At 71.0% G+C, this 16230-nt stretch carries 11 protein-coding genes; 8 read left to right on the top strand and 3 right to left on the bottom strand.

Features of this window, described 5'->3' with window-relative positions:
* Positions 1–6 precede the first annotated feature (6 nt).
* Complete coding sequence (locus AC1DW8_RS16700) at positions 7–549, top strand: nucleotidyltransferase domain-containing protein (RefSeq protein ID WP_056826527.1); 543 nt, start codon at positions 7–9, stop codon at positions 547–549.
* Here the strand turns inward: AC1DW8_RS16700 and AC1DW8_RS16695 are convergent.
* Positions 513–1376, bottom strand: coding sequence for a lysophospholipid acyltransferase family protein (locus AC1DW8_RS16695; RefSeq protein ID WP_478095237.1), 864 nt, complete (start codon positions 1374–1376; stop codon positions 513–515). The genes AC1DW8_RS16700 and AC1DW8_RS16695 overlap by 37 nt on opposite strands.
* Positions 1377–1565: 189 nt before the next feature.
* On the opposite strand from AC1DW8_RS16695, the gene AC1DW8_RS16690 reads away from it, so the two are divergent.
* A complete protein-coding gene (locus tag AC1DW8_RS16690) occupies positions 1566–2609 on the top strand; it encodes a hypothetical protein (protein ID WP_478095236.1) in 1044 nt (347 codons plus the stop codon).
* Between the two features lie 88 nt (positions 2610–2697).
* On the opposite strand, the gene AC1DW8_RS16685 is transcribed toward AC1DW8_RS16690, so the two are convergent.
* Positions 2698–4362 carry an alkaline phosphatase D family protein gene (locus tag AC1DW8_RS16685; protein ID WP_478095235.1) on the bottom strand — a complete coding sequence of 555 codons (1665 nt, stop codon included), beginning with the start codon at positions 4360–4362 and terminating at the stop codon, positions 2698–2700.
* A 299-nt stretch (positions 4363–4661) separates the two neighbouring features.
* On the opposite strand from AC1DW8_RS16685, the gene acs reads away from it, so the two are divergent.
* Both acs and AC1DW8_RS16675 read left to right on the top strand, forming a co-directional pair.
* Complete coding sequence (gene acs, locus AC1DW8_RS16680; RefSeq protein WP_056773887.1) at positions 4662–6647, top strand: acetate--CoA ligase; 1986 nt, start codon at positions 4662–4664, stop codon at positions 6645–6647.
* Positions 6648–6940: 293 nt separating this feature from the next.
* The gene (locus AC1DW8_RS16675) at positions 6941–8149 is read left to right on the top strand and encodes an acyltransferase (RefSeq protein ID WP_478095234.1); all 1209 of its coding nucleotides are present in this window, start codon (positions 6941–6943) and stop codon (positions 8147–8149) included.
* A gap of 70 nt (positions 8150–8219) precedes the next feature.
* On the opposite strand, the gene AC1DW8_RS16670 is transcribed toward AC1DW8_RS16675, so the two are convergent.
* On the bottom strand, positions 8220–10025 hold the full coding sequence (locus AC1DW8_RS16670; RefSeq protein WP_478095233.1) for a CotH kinase family protein: 1806 nt from the start codon (positions 10023–10025) through the stop codon (positions 8220–8222).
* 251 nt (positions 10026–10276) lie between these two features.
* Here AC1DW8_RS16670 and AC1DW8_RS16665 point away from each other — a divergent pair, with 251 nt between their 5' ends.
* From AC1DW8_RS16665 to AC1DW8_RS16650, 4 genes are all read left to right on the top strand, one after another.
* A complete protein-coding gene (locus AC1DW8_RS16665) occupies positions 10277–10822 on the top strand; it encodes an NADPH-dependent FMN reductase (RefSeq protein WP_478095232.1) in 546 nt (181 codons plus the stop codon).
* A 272-nt stretch (positions 10823–11094) separates the two neighbouring features.
* Positions 11095–12150 carry a trypsin-like peptidase domain-containing protein gene (locus tag AC1DW8_RS16660; protein WP_478095231.1) on the top strand — a complete coding sequence of 352 codons (1056 nt, stop codon included), beginning with the start codon at positions 11095–11097 and terminating at the stop codon, positions 12148–12150.
* A 2-nt stretch (positions 12151–12152) separates the two neighbouring features.
* Positions 12153–13301 (top strand): hypothetical protein, encoded by a 1149-nt coding sequence (locus AC1DW8_RS16655; RefSeq protein WP_478095230.1) that lies wholly within the window; start codon positions 12153–12155, stop codon positions 13299–13301.
* Positions 13298–16222 carry an AAA family ATPase gene (locus tag AC1DW8_RS16650; RefSeq protein ID WP_478095229.1) on the top strand — a complete coding sequence of 975 codons (2925 nt, stop codon included), beginning with the start codon at positions 13298–13300 and terminating at the stop codon, positions 16220–16222. The genes AC1DW8_RS16655 and AC1DW8_RS16650 overlap by 4 nt, the downstream gene beginning before the upstream one ends.
* Positions 16223–16230 lie beyond the last annotated feature (8 nt).

The raw sequence follows: 16230 nt of genomic DNA, 5'->3' as shown, positions 1-16230 counted from the left end.
TGAGCCATGGAGAACGACACGCAGCCGGGCGATCTCGCCGGCGCGACACCGCAGGAGCAGCTCGCGGCGATCGCCGATGTGGGCCGGCTCCTCGACGGTGCCGGTGTGCAGCACTGGCTCTTCGGGGGTTGGGGTGTCGACTTCTGGGTGGGCCGCGTCACGCGTCCACATGATGACGTCGACCTGGCCGTCCGGCGCGACGACGGCCCCGCGCTGCACGCTGCCCTCGTCGGAAACGGTTGGCTGCACACGCCGTTCGAGGACGAGGTCGTGGGCACGCGCTACGTGCGTGCCGGGGTGCTGCTCGAGCTGACCTTCGTGGTCGACGAGGGCGGGAGGGTCGTCATCCCGTTCGAGCCCGAGGCCGCCGTGTGGTCCGAGCAGCCGTTCGGGGACGCACGGCAGACACTCGACGGGGTCACGGCGCGGGTCCCGGCTCTCGAGATCATGGTTCGCGACAAGAGGCGGCCCCGCGTCGACGACGAGCAGGACGAGGCCAAGGACCGAGCGGACTACGAGGCGCTCTCACGGATCGACGGGGGCGCCTGAGCGCCACCCGTCGTGACTCGACTGCGCCGGATGCGACGCAGGCGGGCGCGCTTGCGGGAGCGCTGGATCCGCGCCTCGGCTGCGAGGTCTGCCTGGCGCATACCCTCCTCGTCGAGGCGCAGACCCTCCTCGGAACCCGGCGCCGTGCCCCCGCGGGAGGCGGGGATCCACCAGCGGTCGGCGTCGTCCTTCGGCTGGTCGGGATAGGCGTCCATCGCCTCCGCGAGCACGACCTGCAGGCGGTCCCGCAGCTGCTCCGAGACGGCATACGGCTCGGCGTCGGGCGCGGGACTCAGCGGCTCGCCCACGACGATCGTGACGGCCGTGCCCCGGCGGAGGCTGAACCGACCACCCACGGTGAGGATCCGCTGGCTGCCCCAGACGGCCACCGGGATGAGCGGCACCTGGCACCACGTCGCGACCGCGGCCGCGCCGGGACGAAACGGCCGCAGCTGCCACGAGTGCGAGATCGTCGCCTCGGGGAAGAGACCGACGACCTCACCGGCCCGGGCCCTCGCGACGGCGTGGCGCAGCGCGACCTCACCGTGTGCGCGATCGACGGCCACGTGCCCCATCGCCCGCATCGCGGCGCCGACGACCGGTGGTGTGAAGACGCCCTGCTTGGCGAGGAAGCGGACGAAGCGACCCCGCTGTCGTCCGACGAGGCCGACGAACAGGAAGTCGAGGAAGCCCACGTGGTTGGCGGCGAGCACCGCGCCACCCTCGCGCGGCAGGTGCTCGGCGCCCCGTACGTCGATGCGCAGCCCGAGCGCCGCGAAGACGCCGAGGGCAGCGCGGATGACGAGGCGATAGGTCCGGTCGGTCACACCCCATCTTCGTCGCAGGACCGCCGATCGGATGGGCAGCGACACGTCGGCGGCGCCGCGTTCGGGCGCGGCAGCCGAGCCCTCGGGCCGGTCGCAGCGGACCGGCGTATCACCCGGTCGCGCCGGGCCGTCTGTCCCGATGGAAGGCGGCACCGGCCGCCTCCGCGGGGACCATCTGGGAGGACGGACATGGCACAGGCGTCGGTGGGACTGGCGGTGACGCCTGCGGCGCAGCGCGGGTCGTCGTGGCGCCCGGCCCTGCTCTGGGTGCAGGACCACGTGACCGGGCGCGACCGTGAGCTCGCCCGGTTGGACTGGCAGATCGAGAGCGTCCGGGCGCGCTTGGCGGGACAGCCCTTGCGGGCCTCCGAGGCGTGGGAGGGCCGGGACGACGCCCGCGACCGCCCGGACCCGCAGGACGAGGTGCTCCTGCTCCTCGACAAGGCAGCCATCGCGCGCGAGCAGCACGACGCCGGCAAGGGGTGGGCCCTGGTCAGCCGGGCCGAGGAGCTCGAGGTGTCGTTCCTCGGGCGTCACCAGCTCGAGGCCGCCCGGCACAGCCTCCGGTGCGAGATCGCGCTCGACGAGGAGGCCGGCTGGTGGCGTGAGGCCGCGCTCGACCTGTTGCGCCGGATGTCGGCCGGACCTACGGGCCCTACGGGCACCGCGGGCTCCACGGGCACGGCGGCGACGGGTGCCAATGACCCGGGTGAGGAGCCTCCCGCCCGCCGGTCGACACCGTCGGACCTTCGGGCGGACCGGGAGTACCTGCGCGAGGCGCGGCGGATCCGCAACGACCTCAACAGCAGCCGCTACACCGCGATGGAGGCCAACACGGCCCAGCGCATCTGGCTGTCGGTGATCCTCCTCGGGCTGCTCGCCGTCGCTGGCTGGCTCATCTGGGCCCACCTGAGCACGCGGTCGCCCGCGCTCGACACGCCGTGGCTCGCCTCGTCGGCGGCCGTCGCCGGGACCATCGGCGCCGTGACGAGCGCGATGCAGCGCCTGTGCGCCCGCCCGCTGGCCCAGCCTCCGTCGCACCTCGGGTCGCTGACCACCGCCGTCGTGCATGCCCTGATCGGCTCGGTGGCGGCGCTGACCTTCTACTTCGCGGCGGCCGGTGGCCTCATCACCATCCCCGGTGCGCACGCCGACCTGCTCATCGTGCTCGGCGCCTTCGGGTCCGGGTTCGCCGAGCGGCTCGTCGTCTACGTGCCGCGGAACAAGTCCTGAGCGGGTGCGGTCCCGGCACGGGCCGGGACCGCTCCCGACCTGGGTGAGGCGCCGGGTGTGGCGAGGGGCCACCTGACGGGGTGGGCGCTCAGGCGCTGCCGTGGGTCTCCTCGCGGATCGTGTCGGCGACGATCTGCTCGTCGCTCGGGGTCGAGCGCCGCAGGGTCGTCGTCGGCAGCGGGTGGTCGGCGGTCTGCCGCAAGCCGCGGATGCCGTCGTCGATGACGAACTCCGCGCGGGTGAACGCCTCCGCGCCGGGTGTCGTCACGACCGGCACGCACCGGAAGCGCGCCGTCAGCTCGGACGGGGTGATCGTCGTCGAGACGTAGCCGCGCAGGTTGGTCCAGAAGCGCAGGTTGGGGTTCCACGTGGCCCACGGGTGCTGGCCGGTCGGGCTGTCGTAGCCGTTGCCGCCCGACGTGATAGAGCTCGTGATGAGCTCCGATCCGACGACCTCGCCGGGCTGGTCCCAGTCGAGGTAGAGGTCCGAGGCCCAGTGGGCATGCACGTCGCCGGTCAGCACGACGGGGTTGCGCACGCCGGCATCGACCCAGCCCTGGGTGACCCGCCGACGCGACGCGCGGTAGCCGTCCCACGCGTCCATCGACACGGTCGTCCGCGCCGTCGCGTCGTTGTCGCGCTGCCCGAAGAAGACCTGCTGGCCGAGCAGGTCCCACCGCGCCTCCGACTGCCGGAAGCCGTCGAGCAGCCACTGCTCCTGCTCCATCCCGGGCAGCGAGCGCGTCGGGTCGTCCGCCGCGGGACAGTCCTTGTAGCCGTCGCCACAGGCCTGGTCGGAGCGGTACTGGCGCGTGTCGAGCATGTGGAAGTTCGCGAGCCGACCCCACCGGACGCGGCGGTAGAGGTCGAGGTTCGGGCCGTCCGGCACCGACGAGCGGCGCAGCGGCATGTTCTCGTAGTACGCGCGGTAGGCCGCGGCCCGGCGCTGGAGGAACGTCGGCGTCTCGGCGACCTTCTCGGGGACGTCCCCGGCGTAGTTGTTGTCGACCTCGTGGTCGTCCCAGACGGCGAGCCACGGCGCAGCGGCGTGCGCAGCCTGGAGGTCGGGGTCGCTCTTGTACTGCGCGTAGCGCTGCCGGTAGCCGGCGAGCGTCGTCGTCTCCGGGCCGGCATGGTTGCGGCCGACGCCGTTGCCGCCGCCCTCGTACTGGTAGTCGCCGAGGTGCAGGATGACGTCCGGCCGCTCCTCCGCGAGGCGCCCGTAGGCCGTGAAGTAGCCCGCGGGGAAGTTTGAGCACGAGACGAACGCCATGGCGAGCGCCGACGGGGTCTCCCACGGGTTCGGCGCGGTGACCGCCCGACCGGGCTCGGAGAGGTGCTTGCCCAGACGGAAGCGGTAGAAGTACTCCCGGCCCGGTCGGAGGCCGTGGACCTCGACGTGCACGGAGTGGGCCCAACCGGGCTGTGCCGCAACCGATCCCGCCTTGACGACGTCGGCGAATCGGTCGTCCGACGCGACCTGCCAGTTCAGTTGGTAGGTCGCGGACGGCATACCACCGAGTCCGTCGGCGGCGAGCGGGTCGAGGGCGAGGCGCGTCCAGAGGACGAAGCCGTCGGGCTCGGGGTCGCCGCTGGCGACGCCGAGGGTGAAGGGGTTGGCGGCCGGGACGACGGCCGCCGCGCTGGGACGGCTGTCGAGGACGACGCCGGCCCCGGCGAGGGCGACGGTCCCGGTGGCGAGGCCACCACGGAGAAGGGTTCGGCGAGAGGGCAGCTGGTGAGTCGTGTCCATGTCGTCCACATTTGTGACTCCGCGGCCGGCGCAGCCCACCACGCGGAGAACCTCAGGTGAAGCGTTGGGGCCGGATGGCGTATGCCGTGGTCCCCCCGCGGGTGCCCATGGGCCCGACCGCTCGTCCTCGGACTCGGACCGCTCGACGGGCTACTCGTCGGTAGCGATGAGACCCGGCTCACTCCGCCCTTGAAGCGCGAACTAGCCTGCGTTTGAGTTGTGCATCAACCACGTCGACCCCGCCGACACGCGCGCGGGCGGCGCGACCGCACCATCGTCGATGCGAAAGGGTGACACCAGTGAGCGAAGAGCCGCTCGAGAACCTCGTCCATGAGGGACTGACCTTCCCGCCGCCGCCCGAGTTCGCCGCGCAGGCGAACGGCACGGCCGACCTCTACGACCAGGCGGCCGATGACCACGACGGCTTCTGGGCCGAGCAGGCCCGCACCTACCTGACGTGGAGCACGCCGTTCACGCAGTCGCTCGACTGGAGCAACCCGCCCTTCGCGAAGTGGTTCGCCGACGGCGAGCTCAACGCGTGCGTCAACGCCGTCGACCGCCACGTCGAGGCGGGGCGGGGCGACAAGGTCGCGATCCACTTCGTCGGTGAGCCCGAGGGCGACACCCGCGACATCACGTACGCCGACCTCCACGCCGAGGTGCAGCGCGCGGCCAACGCCCTCGCCGACCTCGGCGTCGGCAAGGGCGACACCGTCGCGATCTACCTGCCGATGATCCCCGAGGCCGCGGTCGCGATGCTCGCCTGTGCCCGACTCGGCGCCCCGCACTCCGTCGTCTTCGGCGGCTTCTCGGCCGAGGCCCTGCACTCGCGCATCGACGACGCCAAGGCGAAGGTCGTCATCACGTCCGACGGCGGCTACCGCCGCGGCGCCCCGTCGGCCCTCAAGCCCGCGGTCGACGCGGCTCTCGACCACGACGACACGTCGGTCGAGCACGTGCTCGTCGTCAAGCGCACCGGCCAGGACACCGCGTGGAACGACCGCGACGTCTGGTGGCACGAGGCCCTCGAGAAGGCCGCGCCGACCCATGAGGCGCAGCCCTTCGAGGCCGAGCACCCGCTCTTCATCCTCTACACGTCGGGCACGACCGGGAAGCCGAAGGGCATCTTCCACACGACCGGCGGCTACCTGACGCAGGCGGCCTACACGAACGCCGTCGTCCACGACGTCCACCGCGACACCGACGTCTACTGGTGCACCGCCGACATCGGCTGGGTCACCGGTCACTCCTACATCGTCTACGGGCCGCTGACCAACGGCGTGACGCAGGTGATGTACGAAGGCACCCCTGACACCCCGCACCAGGGGCGCTGGTGGGAGATCGTGCAGGACTACAAGGTCACGATCCTCTACACGGCTCCGACGGCCGTGCGCACCTTCATGAAGTGGGGCGCCGACATCCCGGCGAAGTTCGACATGAGCTCGCTGCGGCTGCTCGGGTCCGTCGGCGAGCCGATCAACCCCGAGGCGTGGCTCTGGTACCACAAGCACATCGGCGGCGGCCGCGCCCCGATCGTCGACACGTGGTGGCAGACCGAGACCGGCGCCATCATGATCAGCCCGCTGCCCGGCGTCACGACCCTCGAGCCCGGCTCGGCGCAGAAGCCGATCCCCGGCATCAGCGCCGAGATCCTCGACGACGAGGGCAAGCCGTTCACGACGCCCGAGCAGGTCGGCTACCTCGTGCTGACGAAGCCGTGGCCGTCGATGCTGCGCGGCATCTGGGGCGACCCGGAGCGCTACAAGGAGACGTACTGGTCGCGGTTCGGCGAGAAGTACTACTTCGCCGGCGACGGCGCGAAGTACGACGCCGACGGCAACATCTGGCTGCTCGGCCGCGTCGACGACGTCATGAACGTCTCCGGCCACCGCCTCTCGACGGCCGAGATCGAGTCGGCCCTCGTGTCGCACCCGAAGGTCGCCGAGGCCGCGGTGGTCGGCGCCAACGACGAGACGACGGGCCAGGCCGTGTGCGCGTTCGTCATCCTGCGCCAGGAGTTCGTCGAGGAGGCCGACGAGGTGGGCGAGGGCAAGGACCTCGTCCAGGAGCTGCGCAACCACGTGGCCAAGGAGATCGGCCCGATCGCGAAGCCGCGCTCGATCATGATCGTCAGCGAGCTGCCCAAGACCCGCTCCGGCAAGATCATGCGGCGCCTCCTGCGTGACGTGGCCGAGGGTCGCGAGGTCGGCGACGTCACGACGCTCGCCGACAGCTCGGTGATGGAGCTGATCAAGACCGGTATGTCGACGGTCTCCTCCGACTAACCCATCGATCACCGGCGCCCAACCCCGATGCCGATGCCGCCCACTCCCGCGCACCTGCGGGAGTGGGCGGCGTCGGCGTGAAGAGGCCCGAGAGGCCGTGTGCCTGTACCCTGCGGTGGCGTGGCCCCCCGGCTGTACCCGGCGCGCCACACCAGGGCCCGGTCGTCCGCCGCTGCGCCGGGTTCGAGCCCCCACCCCCACACAGCACCTCGTCCATGGAGTCCCGTGCGCCCCACTCACCCACAGCCCGTCCCCCGTGCATGCCGCGCACACGTCGACCTGCGGACGTGCTGATGAGCACCTCTGCACACGGGGGCCGGCCCGAGCTCGTCGACCCGGCGCGCCCAGACGTCGCCTTCCTCGTCGGAGATTCGGGTCAGAGCGTTCACGCGGTCGTCGAGGATGCACGCACCAGCGTCCAGACGCACGCGACGCAGGCGCGTCCCCGACCGGACCTGGCGTGGATCTCATGGCTGCGGTTCGTGGCCATCGCCGCAGTGGTCACGATCCACACTGTTGGCTACAACGCGCTGGAGCCCGGGGCCCGGGGCACGCTGCGTGGCACCACGGCCATCTACCTCGACGTCCTGGGGGTCTTCGCGGTCCCGGTGTTCGTCATGCTGAGCGGCGCCCTGCTGCTCGACCCTGCCCGCTACCAGGGGCCGCGTGAGTTCCTCCGCAAGCGCGCCCTCCGGCTCCTGCCGGCCATCGTCTTCTGGCACGCCTGGTACTTCCTCGTGCGCGTGCTCCTCCTCGACCAGGACCTGGGGCTGAGCGACGCCGCGGCCCAGGCACTGAGCGGCAAGCTCTACGGCGCCCTCTACTTCTTCTGGATCGTGCTCGGCCTGGCGGTGCTCACACCGTTCCTCATTCCCTTCGTGGCACAGGCGACGCGCCGCCAGATGCTGGTCGTGGGCACGCTCGGGTGCCTGATGACAGCCGTGAGCCAGGCGACGGCGCAGTGGCGCGACACCCCCGACGTGTTCGTCGAGACGGCCTGGACGTGGTGGGTCCCCTACCTCGGCTACTTCCTCCTCGGCTGGGCGCTGCGCGGCGTCGTCCTGCGAGGCCGAGCGCTGGCCGGGTCGCTCGTCGTGGTTGTCGCGCTGGGAGCACTCATGCCGTGGCAGTGGCGCAACCCCGACGCACCGGAGTGGCTCGAGACGATGAGCCCGGCCTGGTACTACAGCATCACGGCGATGGTCTACTCGGCAGCGCTGTTTCTCCTCTTCCAAGGAGTGATCCGGCGCGACGGACCGCTGCACCGCCTCGCCTCGCCCCGGATGAGCTCGCTGGCGCGAACCCTCGGTGACGCGACGATGGGAGTCTTCGCGCTCCACCTCACGATCCTGTTGTGGGTCTTCGAGTGGCCCGTCATCGGTGGCGAGCACACGGCGGGGAGCACGGTGGTCCTGCTCATGCGCATCGCGGCCGTGCTCGCGTTGACGTACGTCATCGTCCTCCTCCTGCGACGCGTGCCGGGAGTCAAGCGCCTGCTCTGACGCGGTTCCGCCTCCCGCCCGAAGCCGGACCCTGGACGCCCAGGGTCCGGACGTCCGGTCGTGGTGACCGTCACTTCCTGACGATGCGGATCTGCAGCGCCTCGATGCGCAGCGAGCGCCCGGTCGTGCCCGCCGTCGCGCCGTTGGACACCCAGCCCATCCAGCCGATGTTCTGCACGTGGACGCGATAGCTGATGGTGTAGCGCGTCGCGAGGTTGCCCGTGAGCTTCAGCTGGATCGCCTCCATGCGGAGCGACCGCCCCACCGTGCCGATGACGGCGCCGGGAGCCTGGTAGCCCATCCAGCCGATGTTCTGCACGTGGGCGTTGCCGACGACGGACCCGGTCGTCGTCGTGTTGGTGTCGGTGATCTTGATCGCCTCGGCGCGCAGGGACCGACCCGTCGTCCCGGTCATCTGACCGGTCGACACGGTGGGCTGCCAGCCGATGTTCTGCACGTGGGCGGAGTAGCGCAGGACCGGCACGTTCGCACCGTAGGCATGGGCGAGGTACGAGGCGCGCTGCGCGGCCCACGAGCGGAGCAGCGCCACCTCGGCGGCCCAGGTCGACGTGATCGGCGAGTGCCCGCCGTTGAAGGCGATCACCGAGGTCTGGCCGAGGATGTTGGGCCAGACGACGAAGTTGTGGGCGGCCGACTGCAGCAGCTGCGTCTGGTAACCGTCGATCGTGGAGGGCACGTCGTTGACGAAGGGCTTCAGCGTCGCGTACGTCGCGTTGGCCTGCGCCGCGAACGCCTGGTTGCGGAAGAGCTGCGTCCACCAGTCGAAGGGGCCGTTGCCCTTGATCGTCAGGAGCTCGTTCTTGACGTAGTCCTCGGTGGGGTTGCCGCCGCGGTTGGTGGTGGCGTAGTTGCCGAGGGAGATGTCGTAGTCCCAGACCGGTCCGGCGTGCAGCTTGTCGGTCGGGCCGTCCTTGTAGAAGAAGACGCTGGACAACGCGACGTCAGGGTTCTCGACGAACTCCGAGACGAAGTAGTACTTGACGAACGAGTCGACGTCGATGAGGGCGCTGATCTTGGTCCAGTCCGGATTCCGTGCGTAGAGGAGCCCCTCGAGCGTGTTGATCGTGCTCTGGACGTCGTCCCACCCGGCTTGGGTGTCGGCATCGAGCACCACTCCCGGGTCGTTCTTGAACCCGACATAGGAGTCCTTGAGCGTGAAGATCGACCTGCTCCTGGCCGTCGTGAAGTGGATCGGTTCGGCGGCGCCGAAGTGGCTGTCCATCTCGACGAGGACGCCCTGGGGGCTCGTCAGCGCGACGTGGCTGTCCGGCTTGGTCGGGTCGAACTTCGTGACGGTCACCTTGTCGGTCAGCAGGTAGCTGCCGAGATCCTGGCCATTGACGACGAGGTCGACGAACCGCGACTCCGGGGTGGCGACCATGCCGAACTGGCGGGCGAGCTCGAGCGTCGCCTTGTTGCGCATGAGTGACGGGTCGGCCCGGTTGGCGATGAGGATCCACGTCTTGCCCGGCAGCATGCCCAGGATCGCGGTCTTCTTGTCGAACTTCAGCTGGTAGGACTTCTTGTCGAGGGTCCAGGTGAAGTTGCCGTGGCCCTTGATGGTCGGGCAGCCGACGCCGAGGGGGGCGACGTCCGTGGGCAGTGTCGTGCACGCGAGCGTCTGGGTGGTCGTGCCATCGGCGACGTCGACCTGGCTGGCGACGGGAACGTCCTTGTTGGCATGGATGAAACTCAGAGAGTCCTTCGCGGGCAGGTCGGTCAGCGTCACGTAGACGGTCGGCAGGTCCGTGACCGTCGCGGGTGGCGTGGGCACGGCCGCGGTCGCGGCCACGGCGGGCCCCACCAGGGCCAGCGTCGCGAAGAGCGACAGGCTCGCAACTCGAAGGTTTCTCATAAGCAAAGAATGCAGCTACTAAAGGCGTGCGAGATCGGTTTGGGAATTGTCGACCTTTAGTCGCAAGTGCAATTCATGACAATGCGTTTCTTTTCTCATTTGTTTATCTCAAGTCTGAAATATCGTGCATTCCCGGCGTTAAATCGCCGCACCCCGACCGACAGGACCACCGACCGGACCTGTGGCATGGGTCACAGCCGCAGCACCGGGGCGTCAGGAATGCCCGACGACCCGTGATAGTTGGTTGAACCGTGAAGCAACTTCGTATCGTCGTGTCCTCCACCCGCCCCGGCCGCATCGGCCCGAAGGTCGCCGAGTGGGTGGCCGCCCAGGCACCCGCAAGCGAGTGGGAGGTCGAGCTGCTCGACCTGTCGTCGCTGCCCTTCTTCGACGAGGAGGACATGCCGCGCAACGGCAACTATGCCAAGCCGCACACGAAGGACTGGGCCTCCAAGGTCTTCGAGTCCGACGCGGTCGTCGTCGTGACGCCGCAGTACAACCGCAGCTTCCCGGCGCCGATCAAGAACGCCATCGACTACCTCTTCGCCGAGTGGGACGCCAAGCCCATCGCCCTCGTGGGCTACGGCTGGAGCGGCGCGAGTGACGCCACCGCCGACCTCACGAAGGTCCTCCAGCACGTCAAGGCCGACGTCGTCGGCTCGACCGGCCTCGTCTTCACCCAGGACGTCTCCCCCGCCGGTGAGCTCGACGTCACCGACGAGCGTCGCGCCGAGCTCGGCGCGCTCCTCGACGCGCTGGCCGCCAAGGTCGACGAGCCCGTCGGCGCCACCGCCTGACCCCAGCACACGCACTCCCGAGGGGGCCGCCCACCACGGGCGGCCCCCGTCGTCGCTCCCCGATGGCGTATGCCGTCACTCCGCCGGGCTCCCCCGCCGCCGGGGCGTCTGCCGGAGTATCAGACACGCCCCCACGCGCTCCGTCTGACAGGTACGCCGTTCGGTCGATTCGCCTGAAGTGAGGCGTGCCCGGTGCTTGACTGGATGGGCGCCACGGATGGGAGGGCGGTTGTGATGGGCACACAGCTGCGCGGGCCGGCAGAGGTCGCGCCATGACCCATGTCCTCGACGCGCTCCCGCTCGACTTCACCGACCCGAAGGTGCAGCAGCTGGAGACCGCGCTGATCCAGACCTTCCCGACGGCGGGTGACCTGCGCATGGTCCTGCGCAAGTCCGGCATCTCCGAGGCGTACGTCAACCTCCTGCAACCGACGGCCGCCGCATGGCAGGAGGTGCTCGACGTCGCCCGCAAGCAGGACCGCCTCAGGGTCCTCGTCGCAGTGGTGATCCGCGAGCCGAACTCGGCCGCGATCCGGCCCATGCTCGAGGCGCTCCTCGCCGACGCGCTGGCAGCGACACCGAGCGCCGAGGCACCTCCTCCCGACGAGCCGATCGCCTGGAAGAGCGACCCCACCCCCGACGGGCTCGAGCGCCAGATCGGGGCCCAGTCGACCCTGCTCGACGTGTCGTTCCTCCAGCGTGGCATCGAGATCAGCCCGTCGGTCGTCAAGCTCGTCGTCACGCTGAACGACGAGATGCGTTACAACGGAACGGGATTCCGCATCTCCGACGACCTGCTCCTCACCAACCACCACGTCCTCTTCGACGACCAGGGTCCGGCCACGACCGTCGAGGCGTGGTACGGCTACGAGCGGTCGTTCGCAGGGGCGACCCGGGAGCCACAGGTCATCGCCTGCGACCAGGGCACGATCGTGGGGCGCAAGGACCACGACTGGGCAGTCGTCAAGGTCGCGAGTCCCCTTCCGGCACAAGCACGCCCGATCGAGATCGCGGGGGCACCGACGCCGGCGGTGGCGGACCGGGTCTACATCATCCAGCACCCCGACGGGCGGGTGAAGCAGATCGGGATGGTGCACAACACCGTGGTCAAGGTCGACGACGACCGGATCGGCTACCTCACCGACACCGAGGGCGGCTCGTCGGGCTCGCCGGTCTTCGACGAGCAGTGGCGCCTCGTCGGGCTGCACCACCGGTGGGAGACGGACGTCGTGGGCGGTCGACGGCGCATCTACAACCAGGGAGTCCGCATCGAGCGCGTCGTCGAGGGCCTGGCGGCCGCAGGCGTCGTCCTGGAGGGGGCGGCCTGATCATGGGCTACCTCGACCACCGGTTCGACCCCGGCACCCCGGCCGGGCAGTACGTCGTGGAGCGACTCGGGTCCCGCTACTTCGAGAAGCAGCCGATCCAGGAGCTGGCCCTGGCGGCCGGCGTGCAGCGCGACCAGATCTTCTGGGAGCAGAAGGCGTCGCAGCTGTGGATCGACGTGCTCGAGACGGCGTGGAAGCAGCAACGGCTGCGTCTGCTCTTCATCGCCATCTCCCAGGACGCCGGCGCCGACCGGATCTTCCAGGACCTCGCGGCGGAGCCGACCGATCACGAGGTCGTCGAGATCCCGCCCCAGTCGGGTCAGTCGCAGCCGGTGGTGGCCGGAGCCGTGGCCGCCGTGGCCGAGGCGGTCGGGGCGATGTTCACCGCCGCGGTCCTCTGGGACGACGTGCCGCTCATCGACCGCACCGACCTGCGCGGCCACGTGCAGCGGATGCTCGGACCCGGCGGTAGGCGGGCGCTGCTCGTCAGAGGCCCCAGCGGTGCCGGCAAGACCCACACCCGCCAGTTCATCCGCTACGTATCCGAGAACGCCGTGCCACCGAACGGCACGAAGGCGAAGGTCAGCCCCGTCGACGCCGCCCGCCGCGCCGGCACCCCGATCGACGTCCGTGAGCTGGCCGACACGGTCGCGCGCTTCGTCGTCGGCGAGCCCGCGCCGAACTTCGACCCGACCGCCCAGCCGCAGACCGTCGTGTGGCTCTTCAAGGACTGGCTCGTGGCGGAGGTGGCCGCCAAGGGCGACATCCAGGACTGCTGGCTCGTCTTCGACGGCTTCGACCGGACGACCGCCACGGCCGCGGCGCTGCAGCTCGTCATGGAGCTGGCGCAGTCGGCCGCGGTCCGTGACCTCGGGCCGGTGCGCGTCATCGTGCTCGGCTACGACGACCCCCTCTCCGAGCCGGACCAGGCCCTCGTCGAGCCCCTCCGCCACCCCGGCGACGATGACGTCAAGGCGTTCATCCGCGCGTACGCGACACGGGCGCAAGGCATCTCACCCGGCGCTGACGCAGTCGACGCCGTCTTCGACGAGCTGGTCAGCGACGGCGGTCCCATCGCCGACCGCCGGCTGGTCGAGCTCGGTCCGAGCGCGTACGCCCTCTGTCTCGACGTGTTCGGGGTGCTCCCGTGAGCGGGTCCCCGTCCGGGCGGACCCCCGTCGTCACGGCCGAGGACGTCCGGGCCCGGCTGGCCCAGCGGGCATCGGCACGGTCGGCACCGTCAGCCCCGAGGCCCCAGCCCACCGCGCCGGAGGCCTCGGGGGCAGCCGTCGCGCCCTCGTCGACGAGGGACGTCGAGCCTGCCTCGACGGGCCCCACCAGTGACGCAGCCGCCCCGGACCCCGCTCGGCAGCGCCTGCGCGAGCGGGTCGCCTTGCTCGACTACTTCACCGTCGACGCCCTCGAAGGCCGTACGACGCGAGAGACCCAGCGACACCAGGAGATCGACGGCTTCATCGGCACCGACTGCGAGCTCGTCACCACCAGGTCAGGAGGGGGCGCGTGGCGCCTGCGGCCCGAGGTGCGCGCCGACGTCCTGAGGTCGCTCGGCCCCGGCCGGGCAGTCGCGCTGACGACCGGGCGGTGGGCCGTCGCCCCTGCACCCGACGACGTGACCCACCGGATGGCGGTCCGTCTGATCCAGGGGGACACGACGCTCCGCGCGCTCGCGCCGGCCGAGCTGACCGGCATACTCAAGGCCGCCGTCTGGCTGGAGGGTCTCGGGCTCGACGTGCCGGCCGCCGCGGACGTGCAGTCGGCCCTCGACCTCGCCAACGTCCTCACCCCGCTGCGGGCGGTGTCCACGCCGGACTTCGTTGGACGCGAGGTCGAGCTGGCCCAGCTCGAGGCCCACGTCATGGGTGGACCCGGAGGCCTCCCCCTCGCCCTCCACGGCCCCGGCGGCGTCGGCAAGTCGACCCTCCTCGCGACCTTCGTGCTCGACCACATCGAGGGGACAGCCGCGCGCCCGCCGATGCCCTTCGCATACCTCAGCTTCGAGCGGGCCGAGCTCGACCCGGAGTTCCCGATCGGGCTCATCGCCGAGGTGTGCCGTCAGCTCGCTCTCCAGTCGACTGACCTCGCCGGGCCGCTCGGCGAGCTGCGCCGGGAGATCGTCGCCGTCGTCGAGGCTGAGGCGGCGCTGCAGCGCGAGACGTCGAGCTCTCGGGGGCTCGGCACCAAGGACGCCGTGCGTCGGCACGTCGACGAGGACTCGTTCCTCATGGAGCTGAGCCAGCGGCTGCGGCGCGCCTGGGGCAGCAAGCCGGTGCTCGTCGTCCTCGACACGTTCGAGGTCGCGCAGCGGCGGCGCCGCTCGACCCTGGGCCGTCTCAACCGCACGCTGCAGAGCCTCCAGCGTCAGCTGCCGTCGCTGCGGGTCGTCGTCGCGGGTCGGGCCGAGGTGACCGAGCTGCAGGTCGAGAACCGACCGCTTGAGGGGCTCGACGACACCCAGGCGAGGCAGTTCCTGCGCCGCGCGGTCGCCGACCTCGCGGTGACCGACGCGCTCGTGGACTCCGTCGTCGAGCAGGTCTCGGGCAACCCGCTGAGCCTGCGGCTCGCCGCCGACCTCATGCGCCGCGAGGGTCCCTCCGTGCTCGCCACGAAACGTGGTCGACGGCGTCTGCTCTTCGACCTCCGGGCGGAGCAGGTGCAGGGCGTGCTCTACCGCCGGATCCTCGACCACGTGGCCCGCCCGATCCGGCCGCTCGCCAACCCGGGGCTCGTCGTCCGGCAGATCACGCGTGAGGTCATCAGCGACGTCCTGGCGGTGCCGTGCGGTCTCGGCGAGCTCGCGCCGGAGCGGGCGGCCGAGCTCTTCGAGATGCTGCGCGGAGAGGTCTCGCTCGTCACCGAGTCGCGGTCCGGCGTCCTCGTGCACCGCGCCGACGTCCGCCAGGAGATGCTGCCGCTGCTCGACGCGGAGAGCCCGGAGCGGGTCGCCGAGATCCACCGCCGCGCCATCGCCTTCTACGGTGCCCGCTCCGGCACCGACGACCGCATCGAGGGGCTCTACCACCGGCTCATGCTCGGCCAGGCGTCGTCGACGCTCGATGCCCACTGGGACCGCGGCGCCGGGCCGTTCCTCGAGCCAGCGATGAGCGAGCTGCCGCCGTCCTCGCGGGTCTACCTCGCCGGCAAGCTGCGGCTCGAGGTCGACGCCGCCGACCTCGCCGAGGCCGACTACACCGCCTGGGCGCGGCAGGCCACGAAGCAGGCCAGGTCGCTGCTCGACTCCGGTCGCCCGGCCGCCGCGTGGGACCTCCTCGCCGCCGACGACCGCCAGCCGCGCCTCGTCGAGGTCAGCCGACTGCGCATCGAGGCGCTGGCCACCCTCGGTCGTCACGAGGAGGCGATGGCCGAGGTCGACGCGGCGGTGAGCGCCGCCGAGGAGCGTCCCCTGTCGCTCGACTACATCGAGCTGTGCATCGTCGGCGGCCGCGTCGCGGAGGACGCGGGCGACCTGGACCGTGCGGCCCGGCTCTTCGTCGACGCCCGGGAGAGCGCCACCGACTTCGGGGCGCGGTCCGCGGCGCTGACGGCCGGCGTCGGCGTCCTGCGGATGGTCCGGCGCCAGGGAGGCCTCGGGTCGCAGTCGGCGACCCGCCGTCTGCGCGGTGAGCTCATCGCCGAGGCGGCCGGGCTCACCGAGCAGGACAAGGCGAGCCACCCCGGTCTCGTGCGCGAGCTCGCGGCAGAGCTCGGGGACGCCGTGCCGAGCCTGCTCGCCGACGCCTCCCTCCACGTCGGGGTCACCTCGGCCGGCGACGACGCCTCGGGCCACGACGCGAGCACCCTCGACGTCATCCAGGCCAACATCCGCCGGACGATCGAGAGCGACCCGACCATCGGGCCGACCGACCGAGCCCTCGACGAGGACGAGGAGGAGACCGCACCCGACGTCGGCGACCTGTCGTCGGCGGTGCAGGGCCACGCCCTCGCCGAGGCCGTCAAGGCTCTGCCCGACGACCTCGACCTGCGCGAGTCGGTGAAGAAGTACTGGCAGGGCGAGGCCGACCGTCCGTCGTTCGACTACAACGCCGACAGCTGACCGCTGAC

The organism is Terrabacter sp. P2_E3 (assembly GCF_056403915.1).
Note: the sequence above shows the minus strand (reverse complement) of the source record. Positions and strands in the feature narration are given on the sequence as shown.

Bases quoted from the DNA above. Each gene is read 5' to 3' on its own strand.
- AC1DW8_RS16700 (WP_056826527.1), top strand. From the start codon at position 7: ATGGAGAACGACACGCAGCCGGGCGATCTCGCCGGCGCGACACCGCAG.
- AC1DW8_RS16690 (WP_478095236.1), top strand. From the start codon at position 1,566: ATGGCACAGGCGTCGGTGGGACTGGCGGTGACGCCTGCGGCGCAGCGC.
- AC1DW8_RS16685 (WP_478095235.1), bottom strand. From the start codon at position 4,362: ATGGACACGACTCACCAGCTGCCCTCTCGCCGAACCCTTCTCCGTGGT.
- AC1DW8_RS16675 (WP_478095234.1), top strand. From the start codon at position 6,941: ATGAGCACCTCTGCACACGGGGGCCGGCCCGAGCTCGTCGACCCGGCG.
- AC1DW8_RS16670 (WP_478095233.1), bottom strand. From the start codon at position 10,025: ATGAGAAACCTTCGAGTTGCGAGCCTGTCGCTCTTCGCGACGCTGGCC.
- AC1DW8_RS16660 (WP_478095231.1), top strand. From the start codon at position 11,095: ATGACCCATGTCCTCGACGCGCTCCCGCTCGACTTCACCGACCCGAAG.
- AC1DW8_RS16655 (WP_478095230.1), top strand. From the start codon at position 12,153: ATGGGCTACCTCGACCACCGGTTCGACCCCGGCACCCCGGCCGGGCAG.